This is a genomic window from Burkholderia sp. BCC0506 (genome assembly GCF_902833145.1).
GTDB lineage: Bacteria > Pseudomonadota > Gammaproteobacteria > Burkholderiales > Burkholderiaceae > Burkholderia.
In genome coordinates, this window is record NZ_CADFEN010000005.1 from 376,690 (window position 1) to 396,191 (window position 19,502).

General features: G+C 66.7%; 7 protein-coding genes and 2 pseudogenes. 2 read left to right on the forward strand and 7 right to left on the reverse strand.

Features of this window, described 5'->3' with window-relative positions:
* Positions 1 to 5: 5 nt before the first annotated feature.
* Positions 6 to 2,726, forward strand: a complete 2,721-nt coding sequence (locus HWX62_RS14210; RefSeq protein WP_175929152.1) for a TonB-dependent receptor — start codon at positions 6 to 8, stop codon at positions 2,724 to 2,726.
* A 263-nt stretch (positions 2,727 to 2,989) separates the two neighbouring features.
* On the opposite strand, the pseudogene HWX62_RS14215 reads toward HWX62_RS14210, so the two are convergent.
* Positions 2,990 to 3,676, reverse strand: a pseudogene (locus tag HWX62_RS14215) (IS110 family transposase); the annotation flags it as partial.
* 132 nt (positions 3,677 to 3,808) lie between these two features.
* Between HWX62_RS14215 and HWX62_RS14220 the strand changes: the two are divergent.
* Positions 3,809 to 4,060 (forward strand): annotated as a pseudogene (locus HWX62_RS14220) (helix-turn-helix domain-containing protein); the annotation flags it as partial.
* Between the two features lies 1 nt (position 4,061).
* On the opposite strand, the gene HWX62_RS14225 reads toward HWX62_RS14220, so the two are convergent.
* From HWX62_RS14225 to HWX62_RS14250, 6 genes are all read right to left on the reverse strand, one after another.
* A complete protein-coding gene (locus HWX62_RS14225; RefSeq protein WP_089431111.1) occupies positions 4,062 to 4,778 on the reverse strand; it encodes a LuxR family transcriptional regulator in 717 nt (238 codons plus the stop codon).
* A 166-nt stretch (positions 4,779 to 4,944) separates the two neighbouring features.
* Positions 4,945 to 5,454 carry a helix-turn-helix domain-containing protein gene (locus tag HWX62_RS14230; protein WP_175929154.1) on the reverse strand — a complete coding sequence of 170 codons (510 nt, stop codon included), beginning with the start codon at positions 5,452 to 5,454 and terminating at the stop codon, positions 4,945 to 4,947.
* Positions 5,455 to 5,560: 106 nt separating this feature from the next.
* Positions 5,561 to 6,844, reverse strand: coding sequence for a beta-ketoacyl-ACP synthase II (fabF, locus tag HWX62_RS14235; protein WP_208456121.1), 1,284 nt, complete (start codon positions 6,842 to 6,844; stop codon positions 5,561 to 5,563).
* 76 nt (positions 6,845 to 6,920) lie between these two features.
* On the reverse strand, positions 6,921 to 8,159 hold the full coding sequence (locus HWX62_RS14240; RefSeq protein WP_175929155.1) for an MFS transporter: 1,239 nt from the start codon (positions 8,157 to 8,159) through the stop codon (positions 6,921 to 6,923).
* A 52-nt stretch (positions 8,160 to 8,211) separates the two neighbouring features.
* A complete protein-coding gene (locus HWX62_RS14245) occupies positions 8,212 to 17,940 on the reverse strand; it encodes a non-ribosomal peptide synthetase/type I polyketide synthase (protein ID WP_175985157.1) in 9,729 nt (3,242 codons plus the stop codon).
* On the reverse strand, positions 17,927 to 19,456 hold the full coding sequence (locus tag HWX62_RS14250; protein WP_244136039.1) for an FAD-dependent oxidoreductase: 1,530 nt from the start codon (positions 19,454 to 19,456) through the stop codon (positions 17,927 to 17,929). Before HWX62_RS14250 ends, HWX62_RS14245 begins: the two co-directional genes overlap by 14 nt.
* Positions 19,457 to 19,502: the final 46 nt, after the last annotated feature.

The following is a 19,502-nucleotide window of genomic DNA, read 5'->3' on the forward strand; positions in this document are numbered from 1 at the left end:
GTGTTATGAAACCAACGGCTTTGGGATCGGCAATACGCAGCATCGCATGGGCTGAAGTCGCGTTGACCGCGGCTTTGGGTACCTCCGCTTACGCGCAGACAACGCCCGTCGACGGAAGCGTCGCCGCCGAGCAAACCGGAAGCGCTGCCGCCACCGCGCCCGCGCCGGCATCCGGCGCCGCCGCGGGCGGGCAGAGCGTGAAAAAGCTCGACAAGTTCGAAGTGACGGGCTCGTTGATCCGCACCTCCGACAAGGTCGGCCACACCGAAGTGCAGGTCATCACCGCGAAGGAGATCCAGCAAAGCGGATACACGACGGTCGCCGATTTCCTGCGTTCGACCTCGGTCAATTCCGCAAGCAGCTGGGGCCAGACGACGATGAACAGCTCGGCCCCCGGCGGCGCCGGCATGGCGTTGCGCGGGCTCAGCGAGAAATACACGCTCGTGCTGGTCGATGGCCAGCGCGTCGCGAACTATGCGCAGTCGGTGAACTTCACCGACACGTTCTTCGATGTCAACGCGATCCCGCTGAACATGGTGGAGCGCGTCGAGATCGTCAAGACCGGCGCGGTATCCGTCTACGGCTCGGACGCGATCGCGGGCGTCGTCAACATCATTACGAAGAAGAACTTCCAGGGCCTGCAGATCGACGGCCAGCTCGGCAAGGCGCAGCATCCGGGCGACGGGCAGGGCAACTTCAGCGTACTGGCCGGCTTCGGCGACCTGAATTCGGATCGCTTCAACGTCACCGCGGCCGCCAGCTACTACCGCGATTCGGGCTCGACGCTCGGCGATCGCGACATGACGTCGGCGCAAGACTTCACGCAATATCCCGGCGGGCTGGCAGCGCCGCTCGGGCCGAACCAGCAATCGTACTGGTCGGTGGCGGACGGCTCCAGGGTGCCGCTTTCGCCGTGCCCGCCGGGCAGCAAGACGAGCGCGACCAATTGCACGTACAACCCGGCCTCGTCGACATCGCTCGTTCCGTCCACGACGCGCCTGAACGCGAAGGTGCGCGCCACCTTCAAGATCGACGACAACACGCAGGCCTATGCGGGCTTCTGGGTGAGCCGCGATGAAACCGTCCAGTTGCAGGGGCCGGCGTCGATCTCGAGCACGACGAACGTCTACAACCCTGCGACCGGGTCCGTTTCGCCGCTGCCGCGCACCGTACCGGTGAGCAACCCCTATAACCCGTTCGGCGTGCCGACGGCGATCAACCTGACCTTCCCGGACAACGTCGTGAGGGCGGACACGGTATCGACGTTCTGGATGGCGAACACGGGCGTCAAAGGCTCGTTCGACACGGGCAGATTCGGCGCGTGGGACTGGTCGGCCGATTACGGCCACTCGCAGAGCACCGTCGATACGACGTATCGCAACCGGATCAACGCCGCGGGCCTCGAGAACATGCTCGCGAACGGCACCTACAACTTCTCGAATCCGGCCTCCACGCCAAACGGCCTGAACGGCGTTTTCACGGACGACGATCAGCAGGCCATCTCGAAGATCGACAGCGTGACGGCCAAGGCCTCGACGTCGAATCTCTTCACGCTGCCCGGGGGGGCGGTCGGCCTGGGCCTGGGCACCGAGTTCCGTCACGAATCGTCGACGATCAACCCGCAGACGCTCGCGTCGCAGGGCGTATCCGCGCCTGCGAACGTGCAGACGGTGGAGGGGTCGCGCAACGTCGCCGCCGCGTTCTACCAGGTCGACATTCCGATCCTGCGCAATCTGACGTTTACGCAGGCGGGCCGCTACGATCACTACAGCGACTTCGGCGGGGCGTTTTCGCCAAGCTTTGCGCTGCGCTTCCAGCCGGTGCAAATGCTGACGACGTATGCATCGTACAGTCGCGGTTTCCGCGCGCCGACCCTCGTCGAAAACTCGCAGGCCGTCTATCTGTCTCACCAGAACCTCGTCGATCCGAACGATCCGAGCGGTGTGCCGACCAAGCACTTCACGACGGAGCAAGTCGCGGGCAATCCGAATCTTCAGCCCGAGCACACGAAGAACTACAACATCGGCTTCCAGCTTTCGCCCGATGCGATGACCGATGTCGGCGCGGCGTTCTACAAGGTCCGCATCGACGGCGTCATCGGCACCGACGACCCGAACGCGGTGCTCGTCGCCAACGATCCCTCCCGCGTCGTGCGCAACGCCGACGGGTCGGTGCGTTACCTCGTTCAGCATTTCGTGAACCTCGGCGCGCTCGATACCGATGGCTTCGATCTGAACTTCCGCAAAGCGATGCGCACCAAGTACGGCACGTTCACGCTCGCAGGCGACTGGACTTACGTGTGGCACTTCAAGCTGCACAGCCCCGGAACCGCACCGCAGGACTTCGCCGGCAACAACCTGGCGCTGCTGCAGCCGTTCGGCGCGAGCAACCCGCGCTGGAAGGGCAATACGAGCTTGAGCTGGGACTACCGGCAGTTGACCACCACGCTGACCTGGCAATACACGGGGCCCTATACGAACGCCGTGGCCGCGGAATTCGGCGACGGCGGTACGGGATCGGTGGCGTCGTACAGCCAGTTCAACCTGATGTTCAACTACCGCGGCTTCAAGCATTGGACGATTTACGGCGGCATCACGAACCTCTTCGACAAGAAGCCGCCGTTCGACGTCGAGTGGCAAGCCGTGCCCGACATCACTGGCTATGACCAGTCGCTCTACACGGATCTCGGCCGTTTCTTCCAGATCGGGGCGACGTACCGGTTCTGACACCGAGGAGGCCGCCACGCGGCAACCGGTCCCGGCGCGTGGCCCGCGCCGGGACGACGAAGCATGAGCACATCGGTTCCTGCGAGGATCAGACCGAAGAAGTACAGCGGTGCAAGGTTTGAACGCGAGGACGCTTGGCCGGCAACACCTCGTGCAGTCGATTTTTATGATTTGACATAATCATAATTATCGAACTTCGAACTGTAAGAGCAAAGTTGTAATCTATGGCCAGCCCGAATTTTGCAACCCTTGGTTTTGAGATTCTCGGACGCCAGCAGGCTCGCCGTGATGACGCCAATCCCGGGAATCGACAGCAGCCGTATTGCGTTCTCGTCTTCGCGCAGTTGGGCAGTCAATTCCTTGTCGAGCCCCGCGATCTGCTCATCGAGGTATCGGTAATGGGCGTGTAACCGGTAAATGACCTGCAGCAGTCGCGGCGGCAGATCATGGAGAGCGGTTGCGTCGGGCAAACAGCGCAAGGCGGCCTTGGACAGCGGTATAACGACGCCAAACTCGAGCAGAAGTCCATGAATCCGGTTGATGGTGGCTGTGCGTTCAGTCACGAGGCCCTCGCGCGCTCGATGCAAGGCTGCCAGTATCTGCTGGGCTTCGTTCCGCGGCTCGACGAAGCGCATGGCGGGTCGCGACGCCGCTTCGCAGATCGCTTCGGCGTCGATGTAGTCGTTCTTGTTGGTCTTCACAAAAGGCCGAACGTATTGAGCTGAAATCAGCTTTGCCTCGTGTCCCATTGCATTGAGCTTGCGTGCGAGCCAGTGCGAACCCGCGCAAGCCTCCATGACGACGGTCACCGCCTTGAGATTGCTGAAGAACGGCAGCAACTGCGCGCGAGAGAGCTTCTTGCGAAACACTTCGCGTCCCTTCGCATCTTGCGCATGCAGATGAAAGACATGCTTGCCCAGATCGATACCGATCAGCGTGACCTCGTTCATGGCGCTCTCCTCTACTCCGGACCGAACGTCCTATCCTAGAACGGTCGTAGGGATCGGGCTGGCCATTTCATTATGTCGTAGCTCGAGGGTTTCGGCGCATGCTGGCGACGGTTCGAACTACCGGAGCGCATCGTGGGCCAACCTGGACTGATCACCGTGAGCATGCGGGAGCTGGATCGTCTGAAGGTCGTGGAAGCCGTGATCGAGCAGCGTCTGATGCCTTGGCGAGCCGCGGAGCGGCTCGGGATCAGTCGACGGCAGATTGAACGGCTGGCCGCCCGGTATCGGGCTGCTGGCCCGGCCGGGCTGGTTTCGCAGCGTCGTGGCCAGGCGAGCAACCATCAACTGCCCAAGGATTTGGCACATCGTGCCTTGAGCCTGCTTGTCAGACGCACAGCAGCCCGAGGGAGATGGCCTTCGTCACCGCATGACGACGGCCCTTGGCATTGAGCTTCCGAACGACATTGCCGATATGAAAATTCACGGTTCGCTCGGTGATGCCGAGAATCTCGCCGATCTCCCAGCTCGTCTTGCCGGCGGAACACCATTGCAGGCATTGCCGTTCGCGCGAACTCATGCCCGACATCCGCGTGGTGCCCTGCCCTTTGGTTTCCCGCGCGATCATGGTGACCTTTTCCTCGATGTACGCGCAAAGCAGACTGAGTTTCGCGGTCTGGCCGAGGTCGTGCGCCGGGATGCCTTCAGAGCCGTCGGAGGCAACGCTCAGCACGCCGATGTCGCCGCGATGGCCGCGCACCGGCAAGCTCAGGCCGTGAACGAGACCGAAGCGACGCGCATCCGCTTCGAGGCACCGCTGCTCGCCGGAGCTGTACATCGCGCGCTCCCATCGCAGCGGCAGCGAGGACGTGCGTGCGTGGGCGAGTATCGGGTCGATGTTCGCGTAGCGGCGCTCGGCGTAGACATCCTGCCAGGCCGGGCAGTTCGAGATGATGTGACTGAAGGCCGTCTCGCCGGCGGACCCGGACGAGACAACCGAATACATATAAGTTTGGTATCCGGCCTCGCGGCAGAAACTTCCCACGTGGGCCCCGAGCTCCTCCATCGTCTGCGATTGAAGGATAGGCATGAATTCGTCTACCAATTCAAACTCCGTATTGACTCTTCACTGATCTCGAACGTAAGCACGCATCAACACCATCGGAAACGCCGCACTCGCCCGCCGACAAGCGGCGCCCGCGCGGGTCGATCCGGTATTTCACGGCCGGTACTCGGGGCGAGTCCGGCTGGTTCCGACGGTACGGGAGCGGTTAGCTGCCCGACGCACTTTCGCGCAGCTCGCGCACCTGCTCGACACGTTCATGCACGGCGGCCGACGCGACCGGCCCTGCCTTGAGCAAGACGCGATCCACGGTAATCGGCTGCAGGTCATTCCTGTCGACGACCACGGACTCCAACACCCGACCGCTCTCCCGATCGATCTGCTGAACCGCGACACCGTCGTTGACGAGGTACTTGCTCCCCCAATCGAACAGCACGACCAGCAGCGGGAACAGGTCGATGCCCATCTGCGTCAGCACGTACTCGTAACGCGCGGGCCGCGTCATGTAGCGCCGGCGTTCCAGCAGGCCCTGATCGACCAGGCGTTTCAATCTGCGCGTCAGCGTATTGGTTGCAATCCCGACACTGCGCTGGAATTCGTCGAAGCGTGTGCACCCCTGCAACGCATCCCGCAGGATCAGGAGCGTCCACGATTCGCCGATGCAGTCGAGTGCGCGCGCGGTCGGGCACTCCATCGATTTAAAGCTGGTCGTTCTCATGGCGTGAAGGCTAACATCGTTACTTCTAATATGCAAGTAACTATCTGGACGGATGCCCTGTGGCGTCAAGGGCATGCCGGACGGGCGTGTCCGGCACGCCCTTGGATCAGGCGTCTGCCGGCGGAGGGCCGAATATCAGCGCGGCGTTCGTTCCGCCGAAGCCGAAGGAATTCGACAGCGTGTAACGCACCGGCCGCGACTTGCTGCGGTTCGGCACCAGATCGAGGCCGTCGCATTCGGGGGCCGGGCGATCGAGGTTGATCGTCGGCGGTGCGACCTGGTCGCGGAGCGCCAGCAGCGCGAACACCGCTTCGACGCTGCCGGCGGCGCCGAGCAGGTGCCCGGTCGACGCCTTCGTGGCGGACACCGACGCACCACCGAACAGATGCTCGCCAAACACGCGTTTCAGCGCGGCGATCTCGGCCAGATCGCCGGCGGGCGTCGACGTCGAATGCGCATTGATGTAGTCGATGGCGTCCGGCTCGATGCGCGCACGCTTGAGGGCGGCAAGCATCGCGCGGGCCGCGCCGTCGCCATCGTCCGGCGGAGCGACGATGTGATAAGCGTCGCCCGACATGCCGTAACCGATCACTTCCGCGTAGATCCGGGCGCCGCGCGCCAGCGCATGCCCGTATTCCTCGAGGACGACCATGCCGCTGCCCTCACCCATCACGAAGCCGTCGCGGTCGGTATCCCACGGCCGCGACGCACGCTCCGGCGTGTCGTTGAAGCCCGTGGACAGCGCTTTCGCAGCGGCAAAACCGGCGATCCCGACCTCGCACACGGCGGCCTCCGCGCCCCCCGCGATCATCACGTCCGCGTCGTCGAGCGCGATCAGGCGCGCCGCATCGCCGATCGCATGGGCACCGGATGCGCATGCCGTGACCGTTGCGTGCGTCGGGCCGCGAAAGCCGTACTTGATCGAAATCTGGCCGGCGGCCAGGTTGATCAGGTTCGACGGAATGAAGAACGGCGACAGCCGCTTGCCGGGCGCGCGCTCGATTTGTCGCGATCCAGCCTCGATGCCCGGCAGGCCGCCGATACCGGCACCGACCATGACACCGGTGCGATTCTGCAGCGCCCGGTCGTCCGGATGCCATTGTGCGTCGTCGAGCGCTTCCGTGGCGGCCGCGATCGCATAGACGATGAACGGATCCATTTTCTTGCCTTCCTTCGCCTCGACCCATTCGGTCGCATCGAAGCCGCCGTCGCGCGCATTGCCGGCGGGAATCAGCCCGGCGATCTTGCAAGGCAGATTCGACGTGTCGAAGCGATCGATGGTCGTGATGCCGCTTCGACCGGCGAGCAGGTTCCGCCACGAGTGTTCGACACCGACGCCGAGCGGAGTCACGAGGCCGAGCCCCGTCACGACGACGCGCCGCAATCCCAGCGGATGAGGCAGTTGGGGAGTGATGGCATTCATTGAATTCTCCAGTTGGTTCGCGGTGAATAACCTTGGCGCGGGCTCATCGGCTAACCTCAAGTTCGACCGCCTGGTTGCAGAAGCGACCGCCCAGCACACACGCCGACACGAGCACCAGCGCGGACGTTGCGACCGGGAGGACGATCGAGTGCGGCTGCAACAACGAGGTCACGATCGGGGCCACGCCCCAGGCAAGCGCATTGATCGACGATACGACGCCCAGCACCTGCCCCTGGTCGTCGGCAGTCGCGCGGTTCGACGCGATGCTGAGCAGCGTGACATAGCAGTTGGATACGGCGAGCGCGAGCAGCGGCACGGCCGCCCAGAGGCTGACGGGGGCGTCGACCATCATCACCAGTGCGATCAGGACCGGTTGCGCGATCAGGCTGCCCATGAGGTTCTGTCGCGGTGAAAACGCCTTCGCCAGTGCGGGAATGATGAACAGCAGCGACACGGCGAAGCAGGCCGAGTAAAACGACAGCAACATCGCTTCCCAGAACGCGTCGAATCCATACCGCAACAGGGAAAAGGCCGACATGTAGTTGAAGAAGATGTAGTAGCCGGTCAGGAACACCGCGAGGATGATGAGCGGCGTACGGAGTACCGGCGAGGCCGCATTCGCGACGATGCGCCGCCATGCGCCGGTGCGTCGCGCAGGCGTGGTGCCGTCGTGTGCGCGACGATCGGAGAAGAACGCGATCACGAACGCAAGCGTGAGCGCCGCCAGGGCAGCACCGATGACGAACGGCAGCGCGACGCCGAACGCACCGCCGCCCGTGCCGGAAAACACCCCACCGATGACCGGCCCGATCGCGAATCCCACGCCGTTCGCCGCAGTGATCATGCTGAGGTTGCCGGCTTTCGTGTCGGGCGTGCTGATGTCGATGACGGCCGCCTGCGCAACCGGCAGGCTCGCGGCGGTCAGGCCGCAGATCGCGCGGCCGACGAGCACCCCCCACAGACTGCCGGCGTACACGCCGGCAGCGGTGCCGAGCATGCCGAGCGCGTTGCCGCCCAGGCACAGCAGCAACACCCGTTTGCGGCCGTACCGATCGGACATGTCGCCGAGCAGCGGCGACGCGGCGAACATGGCCAGCGGATAGAGCGCCAGCACGATGCCGTAGATCTGATAGCGCGTAGCCTCGCTCACCGACGCTGCAAACAGGCCGGTTTCGTTGTTGAGCAGCATCGGCGTCAGCGCGGGAAACACGATGCCGATGCCGGCGGCATCGACAAAGATGGTCAGGAACAGCGAGGCAATGGCAAGTTTGGATGTCTTCATGGTCAGCGTGCGGACGGACGGGCAACCGTCCGTCCGGGTTCAGGGAAAGGGATCAAAGCGCCGCGAGCCGGTCCAGGCAAGCTGCGGTCGTGGCGAGCAGCCAGTTGCCCGAGTCGTCGGCGGCCGGCATTTCCAGCCGGCCGAGTTCGTCGAGATACGCGGCATGTTCGACGGGTCGCCCGCTACCCACGCCGTCGCCGAGCGCGCTGTACAGCGGCAACATCCTGAAGAACGGATCGGATTCGGGCGTTTCGTCGCGGGCGCGGGCCACCCATTCGGCGGCCGGTATCCCGCGCAGCGTCGACCCGTTGCGCAGCCGCGCCACGATCGCGCGAAAATCCAGATCGTCGATATGGACATTGCGCACGGCCGACATCATGGTGACCTTGCTGCGACGGACGATGTAGCGCGCCACGTGTTCCGTCGGCATGACCGGCACCGCAACGGGAAGATCCGGGTAAGCGCCCATCGCCACGCACTTATTGCTGAACGCGACGAAATGGTTCTGCCGTTTCAGGTTCGGATCGCGGTCGTCGATCAGCAACGGCAGCCGATAGATCGACGTGGGATAGCCGTGCAGTACCGATTGCGCGAAGCAGGCTTCCGCCACGAACTTCGAGCGTTCGTAACCCGACGACAACGCGCGGATCGCCGCGTGGTCGAGCCATTGTTCCGGCAGCGATCCCAGCTCCGTGTACTGCGTCGAAATGTAGTGCACGTGGGCGACTTTCGCGGCCGACGCAAACGCCAGGACGTGCCGGCTCGCGCCGACGTTGCCCTCGCGCATGAATGCGTAGTCGGCCGCGTGATTGACGTGCGCCGCGCAATGCATGACCTGCGTGACATGGGTCAGCAACTGCGCATGGCTGTCGTCGTCCATGCCGAACCGCGGCAAGGTTGCGTCGCCGCGGCAGATCCGGACACGCGCGACGGGCAGCGCGCCGCCGAACATGGCACGGTAGCGGGCGTCGAGACGCGCGCGCGCGTCGGCGTCGTCGTTGCCGCGCACCAGCACGTAGACGTCCGCGTGCGTTTCCTCGAGCAGCATCCGCAGGAGCCAGGCGCCGAGGTGCCCGGTCGCGCCGGTCAGCAGATAGGCGTCCGTCGCCTTCGCCGCCGTCCCCGTGAATGCCGGCAGCGTCGCGGCGGCCGCCAGATCCGACGCATACGGCGCATCCTCCTGCCGGTTGACGGCGTCGTTCGTCGTCGTCGCCCCGTCGGGCCGGTGCGCACATGCGGCAAGGAAACCGTCGATCGTCGGGTTGGTCAGGAAGCGGCTGAAGTCGACCTTCAGCGCGAGCTCGCGTTCGGCGGCGAGGACCATGCGCGTCAACGACAGCGAATCGCCGCCGAGCTGGAAGAAGTTCTCGCGGGTCCCGATCGAGGCCAGGTCGAGCTGCGTCTTCCATAGCGTGCACAAGGCCGCCTGTTCCGGCGACAACGCCTCCGCCGCGTCGGCGGGACGCCGTGCATCGGCGTCCTGCTCGATCCGGGCCAGTACGCGCTCCGTGAGCGCCTTCCGGTCGACCTTGCCGCTGCTGTTCGACGGAAATGCGTCGAACTGCATCAGGCGCCACGGCACCATGTAATCCGGCAACCGCGCTTTCGCACCGGCCAACACGGCAGGCTCGTCGAACCCGTCCGCAATGACGCAGCCGACGATCTGCCGTCCGACTGACGAGGCGGCGCCGACATCGACCACGAGTGCGCTCGCGTGACGGACGCCCGGGTGCGACATCAGCACGTGTTCGATCTCGCCCAGCTCGATCAGCAGCCCGCGCAGCTTCACGCGGAAATCGTTGCGACCGATGTAGTCGAGTTCGCCGTCGCGCCGCCATTTGACGATGTCGCCGGTGCGGTACATGCGCGTCGCATCGTCCTGATACGGATTGGCGGAGAACGCGTCGGGCGCCTTGAGCGTGCCGATGTAGCCGCGCGCCACGCCGCTGCCGCCGAGGTACAACTCGCCGGGCACGCCAGGCGGCACCGGGCGGCCGCGTGCGTCCAGCACCCAGCAGTGCACGCCGTCGCATGCGAGGCCGATCGATGCGCCCGGCCCGTCGGGTACCCGGGTGCATGCATGATGCGTCGCATAGATCGTCACTTCCGTCGGCCCGTACAGGTTGTTGAGCGTCGTGGTCGTGCCCGATTCGAGCCACGCGCGCACCACGGGCTGCATCAAGGCCTCTCCGACCGAAATCACGTGGCGCAGCGCCGGGCATCGGGTGAGCGGCTCGAGCAGCAGGTTCAGCAGCGACGGCACGGTGCTCATCATGGTCACGTCGTGGCGTACGCACACGGCGGCGTGGCCGGCCGGCCCGTCCGTTTCGTCCATCAGCACGACGACCCCGCCCGTCATCAGCGGCAGGCAGAATTCGGGCACCGAGATATCGAACGTCAGAACCGTCCCTTGCAGGAACCGGTCGCTCGCCGAGAAGCCGAAATGGCGCTCCATCCAGCGCAGGCGCTGGGTCAGGCCCAGATGCTCGACCAGCACGCCCTTCGGATTGCCGGTGCTGCCGGAAGTGAACAGCACGTAAGCGAGCTTGCCGCCGCGATCGGCGTAGTCGCCGTTCGGTTCCAGTCGAGCGTGATGCTGCACGCGGCCGGCTTGCACGACGTCGCAGTCGATCGCGGTGTGGTCCGCGCGAAGCACGACGTCGCACAGCCCCAGCGCGTCGCGCTCGGCGAGCGCCTGCCGCACGTCGTCGGACAGCCGGTGCCGTTGCGTCAACACCATTGCGCAGCGGGCCGTGTCGATCATGTAGCCCGTGCGCGCCGCCGGATGCTTCAGGTCGAGTGCGACGTACGCGGCAGCGCATTTCCAGATCGCGAGGATCGCGATGATGGATTCCGGGCACCCGAAACGCGGCATCAGGATGCCGACGGTCGTCTCGCTGCCGACGCCCTGGCGGTGCAGCGTATCGGCCACCGTATCGGCCAGCGCGTTCAATTCACGATAGGTCAGCCGTCGTTCGCCCCATTCGATGGCGACCGCGTCCGGCGTCTCTTGCGCGCGCCGTGCGAACTGCTCGTGCACGCATGCCGTGTCGCCCGGATCGACATCCCGCATGTCGCGCGGAACCGGGCCGCGCCCGGATGCCAGCAACTGCAGTTGGTCGGCCGGCAGCATCGTGATCGAGCCCACTTCGCGTTCGGCATGACCGGGGTCGGACAACGCAACCAGCAGCGTCGCGTAATGCTCCGCAATCTGTTCGACCGTCGCGTGGTCGAACACGGCATCGGCGTACTTGAGGTCGATCGCCCAATCGTGCTGACGTTGCGTCACCCACGCACTCAGGTCGAATTGCGCTTCCTGCTGCGTGATGTCGAGCGGTGTCGCGTCGCACTGGGCACCGACGTCAACCACCATCTCGGAGGCATCGAAGTAGTTGAAATACGTCTGGAACAGCCCGGCCGAACGGCTGGCGGAACGCAGGCGTTCGTCGCGCATCAACAGCGCGAGCGGGACGTCCTGGTAATCGACCAACTCGAATAGTGCACGCCGGACCCGGTCGACCGCCGCCGTGACGGTCTGGTTTTCGTCGACTTCGCTGACGAGCGGCAGCACGTTGACGAAATGGCCAACCGTGTTGCGCCAGCGTTGTGCCGAACGACCGTTGAACGCGACGCCCGTGATCACGCGATTCTGGTTCGAGTATCGCGCGAGCAGCAACAGCCATGTGGCAAGGTGCACGGCCGCGCGCCGTCCGCCCGGCATCGCGTTGAGCTGATCGGCCAGGCGCCGCGACACCGGTACGCGCACCGTGCCGCCGGTCTTCACGCCCTGCTCCGTGCGCACCCGATCCACCGGCAGGTCGACGCTGACGGGTACGCCGTCGCCGTCGATGATCCGCTCGACGAAGAATGCGCGTGCGGCCGTCAGGGTCGTCGCATCGAGTGCCCGTTGCGTGGCCACGAAGTCGCGATAGGGTGCATCGGAGTCGACCAGCGGTGCCGTGGTGCCGCACATCGCCTGAAGAAGCTGGACGCCCACGATGAAAATGGTCGCGGCATCCATCACGAGGTGATTCGACGTCACGACCAGATACCATTCGCGCGGCGACACGCGCAGCACGTTCACGCGCGTCGCGAAGTCGGTCGCGAGGTCGGGCGACGCGGCCAGCAACGCCTGGATCCGGGCGTCGACGTCGACACCCGATGCGGCGTCCTCGGTCGCGATCGCACAACGCGAGAGCGTTTCGTCAAGCGAATGAATGACGTATCCCGGCTCGCGCTCGACTTCGTCGAACGTCGCGCGCAGCAATTCGTGTTCGCCAAGCAGCTCGCGCCATCGCGCCGCCAGCCGATCCAGGTCGAGCCCCTCGCCGGCCACGCGCCAGCCGACTGCGCAGTTGTAGGCGCGGCTGTCGCGGTGGCGGATCTGCTCGTACCAGATCGCAAACTGATTGTACGAGAGCGGTACGCGGGCCGGTGCACCGCCCTCCTTCACGGGCGCGGCCTCGGCGTGAGCCGTCGCCGTGGCCTGGCTCATCGACTCCACCAGCCGGTCATGGATATCCGCGACAGTCGCGCTGTCGAAGAACAGGCTCGCGGGCAGGCTCAGCCCGAGTCGCCCCTGCAGTTCGCTGCGAATCCGGATCGTGCCGACCGAATCGAGCCCGAGTTCGTCCAGCGTCGACGTCCTGGCAATCTGGTGCGACGCATGGCCCGTTTCCGCGGCGATCAGCCCGGTCAGCAGCGCGAACGCGCCGTCGGCTGTCGTCGTGGCCGACGCCGGCCCGATCGCGGCCGCGGCTGCGTCGCGTGTCGCGACCGTGTCGCCCGCTCGTGCGGGCGCTTCCGGGACGACGCGATAAATCGCCAGATGCGCGCCGCGCCCGATGCGCGCCATCGCGGCGGTCAATGCCGCGCAGGCGGCTTGCGGGGCGAGCGGTTGCAGCCGTCGCAGCGAGCGCGACGGTGCGCGCGCCCCCACCCGCTTCAACATGCCGGTGTCCGCCCACGGCCCCCAGTCGACCACGATGGCCGGCAGGCCGAGCGAAGCACCGTGCGCGGCCAGCCGTTGCAGCCCCGCGTTCGCGATCGCATATGAAATCTGGCCCGGCGACTCGACCAACGACGCCAGCGACGAGAAATACACGATGAACCCGATCGAAGGCTGCCCGCACGCGTAGTCGTGGAGCACCGACGCCCCGTGCAACTTGGCGCCGAGAACGGTGTCGAGCTGCGCCGCGTCGGTGTCCAGGATGTTCCGGTCGGCGGTCGCGCCGGCCAGGTGAAAAATGCCGTCCAGCGCGCCCGCATGGGCAGTCAGCCACGCACCGTCGACATCGGCGGCGGAGAGATCCGCGACGAGCAGTTGAATCGTCGCGCCGGACCGCTCGCGCAGGCCCGCAACCCATCGGTGATCCTCGTCGTCCGGCGTCAACGCGCGTCGGCGCATCAGGACGAGGTTCCGGCATCCGCAATCGTCGACAAGATGTTCGACGAGATGTTTGCCCGCCCCGCCGAACGCGCCGGTCACGAGGTAGCGACCGTCGCTGCGCGGCTGCAGCGCGTTGTCGCCGTCGACTTCCGGCAGGCCGGCCACGGTTTCGCGGCGCGCCAGCCCAGCGTCGTCGATACGCCATAGCGGTGTCGCGATGCGCCGCGACGTGATGCCCGGCTTGACGTCCCGTACCGCCAGGATCGCGTCGACGACGCGATCGCCCGCGACGGCGACCTCGAGCTGTGCCGCGTCCAGCGCGGGCAGTTCGGCCTGCAAGTGAACCGCGAGCGCCTGCATCGTCGCCGCGCCCAGAACGTCCGGCGAGGCATGACCCGTCTCCGTCACGAGGCAGACCTGTAGCGGCTGTCCCGGCTGCCGGTCCGACACCGTCTCGATGCTGCGCCGCACGTCTCGAACGAAAGCGGCGACCGCGCCGTAGGACGCTGCACCGGACAGCCACGCGTGAGGCGCCCAGACGACGATCGTGCGTACTCGCGCGCCGTCCGCCTGCGGTGCGTCGATCAGCTTGCCGTCGCGATGCGACTCTCCCGGCAACGCGAGCAAGCGACTTGCCGCGCCGCGCGCGGCAAGGCCCTCGTGCCAGCGATCGGGCGCCGGTGCGTCCGCCGGTGCGAGCAACAGCCACGTTTCGCCGGCCAGCGATGCGCCGGCCGACAGTGCCGGGGCACCGTCGCGCACCCATTCGACCCGGAAGTGCACGTCATGGCGCTCGGCGGCGCTTGCCGACAGGCTCACGCAGGTCACGCCATGCAGTGTTGCAACGTCCCGGCCGGATTCGTCCTGGACGAGCACGTCGCCGACCAGCATCGTGTCGCTCGACTCCCGAAGCACGGCCCGGCAAGTCAGCGCCGACGACCAGCGCGCGTCCGGATCGATCCGGATCGACTCGAGCGCGACGGGGGCATAGGCGCTCTCCGGACGGCCTCGGCATACACCGAGCGACTGGAAGCACGTGTCGATGAACGCACTGTGACTGAGCGGCAGGGTCGGCTGCGCGTCCGGCGGTGCGATGCGGCAGCGTACCTCGGTGTCGCTGACGCGCTGGTAGGCGGCGATCCGCTGGAACAGCGGGCCGTACTGGACGCCCCGACGCGCATATTCGTCAAAGAACGCGTCCGGGCGCGCCCATTCGCCTGGCTGCTCGTCGAACCGGCCGCTCGACGGCGGCAGCGGCGCGTGATCCGATACGACGTGCACGCGCGCCAGTTCGGCGTCGCCATCGTCCGGCAGTCGATAGACGATCGTGTAGCGGCCATCGTGCGCGGGACCGGTCACCTGGCAGGCCACCTCGTGCGTCGCCGCCGGATCGTCGAATGCGAGCGGCCGGCTGACCGTCAGATCGTCGAGCTGAATCATCGCGCCGGCAGGACCTTGGCGGGGCGCTCGCGCGATAGCCTGCATCGCGAGCGCGACACCTGTCGACAGGTAGAACGCGCCGGGCACGATCGCCCGGCCGTGAATCCGGTGCTGATTGATCCAGTCCAGCGCGGGCGTGCCGAGGTCGACCTGCAAGGTCGCGCGAAAGTCGATGCCCGACCAGACCGGCGCATCGCGCAGCGGCTGTGGCGGCGCGGCGCGGGTGCTCGCGCGGGAGACAGTGTGCGGCCACGAAGCCGGTTGCAGCAGCGTGTGGTCGAAACGATATTTCGGCAGGTCGACGAACGGCTCGGCGGCCCGCGCATCGTCGAATGCCTGCATGGCCTTCCGGATGTCCAGTGCGCCGCCTTCCGCGAGGCGTCCTGCAGCACGCAGGAACGTTTCGTCGTCGGCTCCGCGCCGGTCGATGCTGGGCAGGCACGCCAACCCGCGCTGTGCCGCCCGCGCGGTGGCCGCGACGAGGCCGCAGAGCACCGGACGCGGCCCGATTTCGAGCACCGCGTCGACGTCGTCGCCGACGAGCCCGGCGGCGGCTGCCGCGAAATCGACGGGCCGCACGATCTGTTCGGCCCAGTAGGCCGGCGAACCCGGCGCCGCTGCCATTTGCACGGACCCGACCCACCCTTCGACGGAACTCACGAAGCGGACGGACGGTCGCGTCACCGCGACGTCGCTGGCCAGGAGACGCGCCGCATGCGCGGCGAATTCGTCTGCCGCGGATTGCATCAGCGGCGTATGAAATGCGCCCTGCGTGTCGAGCGGCAGGGTCGTCAGGCCTTGCCGCCGGGCATGCTCCGCGGCGGCCAGCACGGCCGCCTCGGACCCGGCGACCACGGTCGATTCCGGTGCGTTCAGCGCCGACAGCCACAGCGCGGCCGACGGCAGGCCCTGATTGACCTCGTCGATCAGCGCCTCGACGATCTGCCGCGGCGCAGCGATCGACAGCATCTTTCCGGGGCTGACCGTACACGCCCGCTCCATGGCATCGGCGCGCGCCAGCACCAGGCGGGCCGCCGTGTCGAAGCCGAATGCGCCGGCGAACCACGCCGCCGCATATTCACCGACACTGTGCCCGAGCACGGCGTAGGGCCGGCACCCGAGTTCCTGCCAGAACCGCGCGAGTGCGCATTGCAGGACGAGCAGCGAGAGCTGGGACGTCCGCTGTTCGCGCACGAGCGGCTGCGCCGCGCCCGCAGCCTGCTCGGTGGCCAGCATGCGCGGCAGCAACGGCGTGCTCCAGCCGACGATGCTGTCGACGTGACCCGCGAATTCCGTGAGTAACGCGCGGAATCGCCGGTTGGCGTCGAACAGGCTTCGAGACATGCCGGCGTACTGGCTGCCTTGCCCGGTGAAGACCATCGCGACGCGCTGCAGCCGCGTCGTCGGGGCCGGTGCGGCGCAACGCTCGCGCAACCGTTCGACCAGTTCGGTCGGGCTGCCGGCCGCGACCGCGATCGACGCATGCGGCCACACCTGGCGGTTCGCCAGCGCCGCGTCGCACAGTGCATGCAGGTCGATATCGGGCGATGCCTCGATCGCGTCCGCATAGGCGTCAGCCAGCGCCTGAACCGAGGCCGGCGTGCGGGCCGACAGGAACAGCAGGCTCGCGCCGCTCCGGCGCTCCGCCGCCGGCGTGGCCGCACGATGGGCGCGCGACTCGCCCAGCACGACGTGCGCGTTGGTGCCGCTCATGCCGAACGAGCTGACACCCGCGATCAGCCGCCCGTCCGGATCGCCTGGCTGCCAGCGCGTGGCGGTCGCAGGGATCACACCCTGGAAGCGTGCAAGCGGCAGATCCTCGCTGATATCGTCCGCCATGCAATGCGGCGCGAGTTGCCGCGCGGACACGCACAGAGCCGCCTTGATCAGGCTCGCGATCCCGGCGCTCCCCTCGCAATGGCCGATATTGGCCTTGACTGCCCCGAGATACAGCGGATGCATGCGCTTGCCGAACACGTCGGCGAGCGCCGACAGCTCGATTCGATCGCCGAGATCGGTACCGGTCCCGTGTGTTTCGACATAGGAGACGTCGGCCGGCGTCAGCGCGGCGCTCGACAGCGCGTCTTCGATCACGCGCCGCTGGGCGGCCTGCGAAGGCGCGGTGATTCCGTTGCTGCGGCCGTCGCTGTTCACGGCGCTGCCGAGCAGGTTCGCGTAAATCCGCTTGCCGGTGCGCACGGCGTCCGATTGGCGCATCAACACGACGGCGCCGATGCCTTCGCCGCGCGCGAAGCCGTCGGCGTGTCGCGTGAAGGTCTTGCAGCGACCGTCGGCGGCCAGCATGCCGGCCTGCGCCAGATCCACGCTGTAATCGTGCGTCAGCATGAGCGACGCGCCGGCCACGATCGCCGCGTCGCATTCGCCCGCGGCCAGCGCGCCGAGCGCCTGGTGAACCGCCACCAGCGACGACGAGCATGCGGTATCGACGACGAGTGCCGGGCCTTCGAGGCCGAGGTGATAGGCGATCCGACCCGCAGCCATGCTGCCGAGCGCGCCGCGGCTCAGGAAGCCGTTGTAGTCGTCGCTGCTCGCCATTCGGCGTGCATAGTCGAGCGTGCTCAGACCGACGAACACGCCCCAGCGCTGCTTCCTCAGCGACGACGGGTCGATGCCCGCGTCCTCGATGGCGTGATAGCTCGTTTCCAGCAGCAATCGATGCTGCGGATCCATGTAGATTGCCTCTTTCGGCGCGATCGAGAACACCGCCGGATCGAATGCCCACGGCGAGCGTGCAAGGAAGCCTCCGTGCAGCGCTTGCGGCGGCGTCGCGGCGCCGTCCGCGCCGAAACGGCCGGCCGGCATCGGTCCGGTGGCTTCCCGCCCGTCCAGCACCACGGCACGGAAAGCGTCGAGCGAATGGGCGGTTCCGGGCAACTCGCACGCCATGCCGACAATGGAGATTTCCTCCGGTACCCGTTCACGCTGCTTCATTGCTCGACTCCGTCGTTGCGTTGTGTTTTTCCGTTCCGTTCTGCGTGTCGATCTGTTGCAGCATGCATTGCACCGAACGACAGGCGCCTTCGAAAAAGCCCTGCAGGTCCGAATAGGCCTCGCCGCAGATATGCACGCGCCGGTTGGCCGGATCGGCGCCGATGCCGAAGGCGGCCAGTTGCCGAATCACGTCCGCCGAGCGGTAGCCGGGACGCCAGAAATGCACGCCGGCGCCGAACGGCGCCATGCTCCAGTCGCGGATGCCCCATTCGAGGATGCGCGGCGTGTCGTCGCGCGAGAACGTCTGCTGCAGCGTCCGGACGAGCGCCGCCTTCAGGCGCTCGCCCCGGTTGCGATACGGGGCCGACTGCCAGCCGCGGCGCCCTTCTTCCGTGTCGATCAGGTTGGCCCAGTACTGATGCCACGGTTCATCGCTGTAGAACATCGCCATGCCGTACCGTTCAGGCTGGCTGGGGTGGACCTCGAAATGAGCGGCCCGGATCGTCGCGCCTTCGCCGCTGCCTGGCGGCGTGTCGGCGTTCCACCACGGATCCTCGACCACGCAGCATGCCCACGTGATCGGGAACGGGACGACGGCGTCGAGGCTGGCGGTCACGGCCGGCGGCAGGCAGCGGGCAAGCGCCCGGAGCGGGCGCTGCGGCAGCGCGAGCACGACGCGCCCGCACCGGATGACGACGCGGCGCCGCTCCGCGGTCGACACGTCTTCGATCGTCGCGGCGATGGCGCCGTCGGGCTGCTCCGACAAGTCGACGAGCGCATGATCCACGACCACGTCGACGCCCAGTGCGCGCACGGCGCGCCCTGCGTAGTCGATCAGCGTCTGCATGCCGCCGACCGGCAGGTAGGACGGACGCTCGAGCAGGCGCAGGTCGAGCAGCGTCGCGATCCATTCCGCGGCATTCGGATTCGCGTTCTTGAAGTTGTAGAACGCCCCCTTCTCGCGCGTGAACTCGACCGCTTCATGGCTCAGTACGTTCGACAGCACGTTCCAGATACCCTGCTGGTAAAGCGGCATGCCCCCGAACCGGGCGTCCGTCCGGAATCTCGCCAGTGCCTCGGCCCGGCCGGGCCGGTCGAAGCGGTCGCCGTCGAGGTCCCACTGGTCCGCGACGATCACGCGCACCGCATGCATCAGCAGCGCCCAGGGCGGATCGTGCGCGCGCGGATCCGCCAGCAGCGCGCGCTCGTCCTCGGTCAGCTTCGCCGCACACGGACGGATCGACGAACCTGCCTCGTGCGACGAAATGGGTTGCACGGGTACGCCCAGCGCCTGCACGAATGCGTCGACGAGCGGCTGAAGATCAGGCTCGATTCGCACGGCGCCGTATTCCGTACGGAATGCGCCGGCGAGCATCTCGTCGGTCTGCACCCGGCCGCCGATGCGAGACAGCATCTCGACCAGGCGAACCCGCAGTCCGGGGTGACGCTTCTTCAGTTCATAGGCGGCATACAGGCCAGCCAGACCGCCACCGGCGATCAGTACATCGGTATCCAAATGAATTCTCCGTCTGGAAGACCCGGTGCCGCGCGCGCCATTGCGC

Coding starts and splice junctions, on each gene's coding strand:
- HWX62_RS14240 (WP_175929155.1), bottom strand. CDS start 8,159: ATGAAGACATCCAAACTTGCCATTGCCTCGCTGTTCCTGACCATCTTT.
- HWX62_RS14210 (WP_175929152.1), top strand. CDS start 6: ATGAAACCAACGGCTTTGGGATCGGCAATACGCAGCATCGCATGGGCT.
- HWX62_RS14230 (WP_175929154.1), bottom strand. CDS start 5,454: ATGAGAACGACCAGCTTTAAATCGATGGAGTGCCCGACCGCGCGCGCA.
- HWX62_RS14245 (WP_175985157.1), bottom strand. CDS start 17,940: ATGAAGCAGCGTGAACGGGTACCGGAGGAAATCTCCATTGTCGGCATG.